We start from the raw sequence: 2,898 nt of genomic DNA on the forward strand, positions 1-2,898 counted from the left end.
GCCCCCGCCCCCGGGTACGACCCCACGTCATCCGCACCGGGCCCGGCCGTGCCCCGGCCACCCGGCACCGCGCCGTGCGACACCGGGAAGGCGGGGGAGACCGGGATTCCCTGGACCGAGGCCTTCCGGGCACTGGAGGACCACTGCCGCCGGGCCCCCAGCCGTCACAACACCCAGCCCTGGAGACTGGTCCACGAGCGGGACCGGATCACCGTCCACTGGGAGCAGGGGCGCCTGCTGCCGCACGCCGACGCGTCCCGGCGGGACCTCTTCCTCTCCTTGGGCGCCTTCCTGGAGACCTGCCTGATCGTGGCCTCCGACGCAGGGCTCGCCGTGCGGGCCGCCGTCGACCTCGACGAGGACAGCCACCGGGCCGCCCGGCTGCTCTCCGCCGACAGCCCCTACAGCACCCCGTTCACCCTCGCCACCGTGGAGAGACGAGCCACCGCCAGGGGAGCGCACCGGCCCGGACCGCTCACCGGCACCGAGCTGTCGGCAGCCCGCGACCAGCTGGCGTCCCTGCCCTTCGCCCGCCTGATCCACCTCCACACCCGTGAGGTCGCGGGACTCGCCCGCAGCGCGGACCGGCGGCTGCTGGCCGACCGCCGCACGGCCGCCGAACTCCGCGGCTGGCTGCGGCCCACGCCCCGCCATCCGCGCCACGCCCTGGACGGCCTCAGCGGCCCCGCCCTCGGGCTCGGCCCTGCCGGTGTCACCGTCCTGGCCGCGGCCCTCAGCGCTCCGCTCCAGCCACTGCTGCGGGCGCTCGCCCTGCCGCGGCTGCTGGCTGCCGCCTGCCACCGACCGCTCCGGGCGGACGGCAGCGTGCTGGTCATGGTGGGGGACGCCTCGGGCCGCCACGGCCCCGACGCCGCCACTCCGCAGGGGCTGATCGAGTACGGCAGGGTGCTGGCCCGCGTCTGGTACGCCCTCACCGAGCACGGTGTGAGCGTGCACCCGCTGGCCGCGCTGATCGACGATCCCCGTACCGGCCGCCTTCTCGCCGCCCGGCTGGGGACAGGCGGGGAGCGGCGGATCCTCTCGGTCTTCCGCGCAGGCCACGCCGTGCAGGAGCCGCCGCGTTCCGCCCGGGTCCCGGCGTGTGCAGCCACGCCCGGACCGGAGGGGCCGGGGCGCTCCTAGACCCGTACCGCTCCGGTCACCAGCCAGGCACCGGTGCGGGTGCGCCACCCGAGCGAGGCCAGTCGTACCGCCATGGAGAGGGCGACCGCCCACCAGAGCGCGACCAGGCCGCCGCCCAGGGCCGGTACCAGCAGGGCGACCGGGGCGAAGACCGCGAGCGTGACCAGCATGGCCCAGGCCAGATAACGGCCGTCGCCCGCGCCGATCAGCACCCCGTCCAGCACGAAGACCGCCCCGGACAGCGGTTGGGTCAGTGCGGCGATCAGCAGCACCGCGGCCAGCCGGTCCTGCACCGCCGCGTCCGGGGTGAAGAGGGGGACGTAGAGCGGCCGTGCCAGCACCAGCAGCAGTCCCAGCACCACACCTGAGCCGACTCCCCACTGCACCATCCGCCGGGTGGCTGCCCGGGCACCCGCGACATCACCCGCTCCGAGGCAGCGGCCGATGATGGCCTGTCCGGCGATGGCGATGGCGTCCAGTGCGAACGCCAGGAAGTTCCAGAGCGTCATCGCCACCTGGTGCGCGGCCACTTCGGCGTCCCCCAGCCGGGCGGCCACCGCGGTGGCGATCAGCAGGACGGCGCGCAGGCTCACCGTGCGTACGAGCAGTGGACCGCCTGCCCGGGCGCAGGCCCGGATTCCGTCCCGAGCGGGTCGCAGCGTCGCACCGTGCCGCCGGGCTCCCCGGACGACCACCAGGACATAGGCGGCCGCCATACCGCTCTGGGCCAGGACGGTGCCCCATGCCGATCCGGCCACGCCCAGTCCGGCCCCGTACACCAGACCCAGGTTGAGCAGCAGATTGACCGAGAAACCGGCCAGGGCGACCAGCAGCGGGGTACGGGTGTCCTGCAGACCGCGCAGTACACCGGTGGCGGCGAGCACCGAGAGCATGGCGGGGATGCCCAGAGCGCTGATCCGCAGATAGGTGACGGCGTACGGGGCCGCTGAGCGTGAGGCGCCGAAGGCGTCGACCAGGACAGGCGCCGACAGCAGTGCCAGCAGCACCAGGACGGCGGAGAGCAGCAGGGCCAGCCAGATGCCGTCGATGCCCTGCTGGATGGCGGCCCTTCGGTCACCGGCGCCGATCCGGCGGGCGACGGCGGCGGTGGTGGCGTAGGCGAGGAAGACGAACACGCCGGTGATGGTCGCCAGCAGGGAGGCGGCCACCCCGAGGCCGGCGAGCTGCGCCGTGCCCAGATGGCCCACGATGGCCGAGTCGGCCATCAGGAAGAGCGGCTCGGCGACCAGGGCTCCGAAGGCGGGCAGGGCGAGTGCCAGTATCTCCCGGTCATGACGGCGGGGCGTGCTCTCTTGGTCATCCACAGGTAAGAGTCTATATGCGCCGCCGTCCATTACTACCTGCGTCGCGCGGTAGCGGTTCCTACACCCTTTGTGGCGATCTTCACCAGGCGCCCCAAGAAATTCTCCTGCACAGGGAGTGGATGGAGTATGAGCAGGTCAGCTCGTTGACGCCAGGTAGATGGTGTGGTTATCCACAGGAGTTTCCCCCAGGCTGTGCACAGGTTGGCGCCTGTTCTCCACAGTCGGCCGCCCGTCATCCACATCCCCTGTGGATAACCGTCTTGGTGGAGAGGGCGCCGGACCCTTAGCGTGGTCCGTCGCCCCGGCCTGTCGCACCCCGCCCCGGGAGCCTTGCTGTCAGTGGGGTGCCGTAAGAAAGAGACGGGCGCGCGTCCCACGCGCGGACAGGGAGGCACCGGCATGGACCATCCGACTCCGGCCCCGAACACCC

At 73.1% G+C, this 2,898-nt stretch carries 2 protein-coding genes; one reads left to right on the plus strand and one right to left on the minus strand.

Annotated features, from left to right (window positions below; genetic code table 11):
* Positions 1–1,143: hypothetical protein (locus AOK09_RS40605; protein WP_055591182.1), on the plus strand; the 1,143-nt coding region annotated here is incomplete at its 5' end.
* Here AOK09_RS40605 and AOK09_RS34700 read toward each other — a convergent pair.
* Complete coding sequence (locus AOK09_RS34700; RefSeq protein ID WP_055591183.1) at positions 1,140–2,498, minus strand: MATE family efflux transporter; 1,359 nt, start codon at positions 2,496–2,498, stop codon at positions 1,140–1,142. The genes AOK09_RS40605 and AOK09_RS34700 overlap by 4 nt on opposite strands.
* Between the last annotated feature and the right edge of the window lie 400 nt (positions 2,499–2,898).

Origin of the sequence: Peterkaempfera griseoplana, from assembly GCF_001418575.1 — a bacterium.
GTDB classification, from domain to species: Bacteria; Actinomycetota; Actinomycetes; order Streptomycetales; family Streptomycetaceae; genus Peterkaempfera; species Peterkaempfera griseoplana.

Coding starts and splice junctions, on each gene's coding strand:
- AOK09_RS34700 (WP_055591183.1), bottom strand. CDS start 2,498: ATGGACGGCGGCGCATATAGACTCTTACCTGTGGATGACCAAGAGAGC.